This window comes from Niastella populi, from assembly GCF_002078015.1.
Classification (GTDB): domain Bacteria; phylum Bacteroidota; class Bacteroidia; order Chitinophagales; family Chitinophagaceae; genus Niastella; species Niastella populi.
This window is the reverse complement of record NZ_LWBP01000011.1, coordinates 1-1,923: the sequence shown is the minus strand read 5'-3', so window position 1 is coordinate 1,923 and position 1,923 is coordinate 1. Positions and strand designations below refer to the sequence as shown.

Here is a 1,923-nt window from a genome sequence, read left to right as displayed (position 1 = left end):
GCCGGTTGCCTGGGCGATACCCGTATGGATTGCCGCACCCTTTCCTTGGTTTACATCGTGCTTTATATATTTGAAGTAATTGATATTAAGGTCATGTGTGATGGCAATGTAGTTTTGCACTACTGTTTCCGTATTGTCACTGGAGCAATCATTTACAATGATCACTTCTTTTTCAATATTTTTGATCAGTTTTACCTCATTGATCCGGTTCAGGATCAGCGAAATCGTCTTTTCTTCATTATAAGCCGGTATAATGATCGATAACCGGCTGATATCTACTTTTAGCTCACTTCCCGTTCTGTTGGCTGAGCCTGTTAACAAATCTTGCTGTTCCACTACATCAGGCTGCACGGTTATAAAAGGATTGGTTTGTTTTATTGTATCCGACATGAGCAATCATTTATCAATTATGAAATTGTATTCATCAGGTTGTTCTTAATAGATCGGCGGATCTGTCTTTCCAGTCGTACGCCAATGTATCCCAGCGTTATAAAGATGCTGTTAAAGATCAAGTGGCCATTCCACGAAAGCAATGAGATAACACCGCCGCAGCTACATGGTAATTCTTTATTAAAAGCCATGATGGCGCCAATGTAGATGGTGAATCCGATCATTAAGGCTAAGGATGCATATAATCCCTTCAATCGCCAGCGTGGTATGATCAGCATCAGGGAAACAATGAATTCGATAAGCGGTAATGACCAGGCTATAAAAGAAGAAACAGGCCTTAACACAGGTGACTCGGCAATCTGCTCTTTAAATATGCTATATTCCATCAATTTGCTGATGCCGGTGTAAATGAACAGTATAATAAACAATACTGAAATAATTTCTACTATAGTGGCTTTTGAAAGCCATGAGAAGGAGATGGTCTTGTCGTTATGAATAGCAGGTCCTTCCATTGCGAATGGTTGATAAAGTTTAATGATATTGTTTCAATACCCGGGTACAAGCTGGTGATGGATGGAGCAACATCCTGCCGCTTTGTTCGGGACAATTCAGAAAAGCATTCAATGACCCTCGTTAAAGTCGTTAAATTGTCTCACCAACTTATAAGCCGGGTTATAGTTCTTAAAGTCTATACCTAAAAAGACAAATTTTAAGTTTGTAATATTCGATGGTTCGGGGTAAAATGTGTCATTTGACTGGCCGGCTCAAGCTGCAGTTAGAAAACCACGGCGTACCGGCTGAAACCTTATCCGATTATAGATAAGCCCGTACGTGCTGAAGTTGACAGCACAATTAGTTAATGGATTTTTTCAGTAAACTTATTATGTTAATGAATACTTATTGCCTGCGGTTACAATCAATATTCGATGTATGGGTCGATTTTTTCGTTCTTACGTTATCGGCCGGGGCAATTAACCGGCGCTTCGTTCATTCTGTATGCAAGTTAAGCTGAGGGTAACCGTGATAAAAATTTATCTTCTACGATTTTAGGGCAATCTTCTACGATTTCAGGTCATTATTCCCGTTTCCATTCTTTTTCTGCCATTCAAGCGGTGTCAGCCCCTTCCGTTTCTTAAAAAAAAAGCTGAAATGGTTTTGCGTATAATCTAAATCAATCGCTATTTCTTTTATTGTCTTTTCACCATAGGCAAGCAGCATACAGGCAGCTTCCATTTTTCTGCAGGCCAGGTATTCATTTATTCCTTTGTCATTGCAATATTTAAAAGCTCTTTGCAGGTCCTTCCTGTTTACTTTTAATTCCTGCGCAAACTCCTCAACGCTTTTCCATTCAATATCAGCAGAGGTATGTACATTGCCTGTCGGTGGTGCTGTGCCGGTAACGAGGCTGAACTTAAGATCAATGGAATCTTTTACTTTGGCCGCTGCAACCAGCACTCTCAGGCTAAAATGATTTTCAGTGTGCATGACAGGTTAATGGTTAGTTGATAAATAGCATGACATAGGATACACTTT

At 39.9% G+C, this 1,923-nt stretch carries 3 protein-coding genes; all 3 read right to left on the bottom strand.

Annotated features, from left to right (window positions below):
* On the bottom strand, positions 1 to 390 hold a 390-nt coding region (locus tag A4R26_RS04045; protein ID WP_133054532.1), incomplete at its 3' end, for a glycosyltransferase family 2 protein.
* 17 nt (positions 391 to 407) lie between these two features.
* Positions 408 to 902 carry a MauE/DoxX family redox-associated membrane protein gene (locus A4R26_RS04040; RefSeq protein WP_081160845.1) on the bottom strand — a complete coding sequence of 165 codons (495 nt, stop codon included), beginning with the start codon at positions 900 to 902 and terminating at the stop codon, positions 408 to 410.
* Positions 903 to 1,449: 547 nt separating this feature from the next.
* Positions 1,450 to 1,875 carry a helix-turn-helix domain-containing protein gene (locus A4R26_RS04035; protein WP_081160842.1) on the bottom strand — a complete coding sequence of 142 codons (426 nt, stop codon included), beginning with the start codon at positions 1,873 to 1,875 and terminating at the stop codon, positions 1,450 to 1,452.
* Between the last annotated feature and the right edge of the window lie 48 nt (positions 1,876 to 1,923).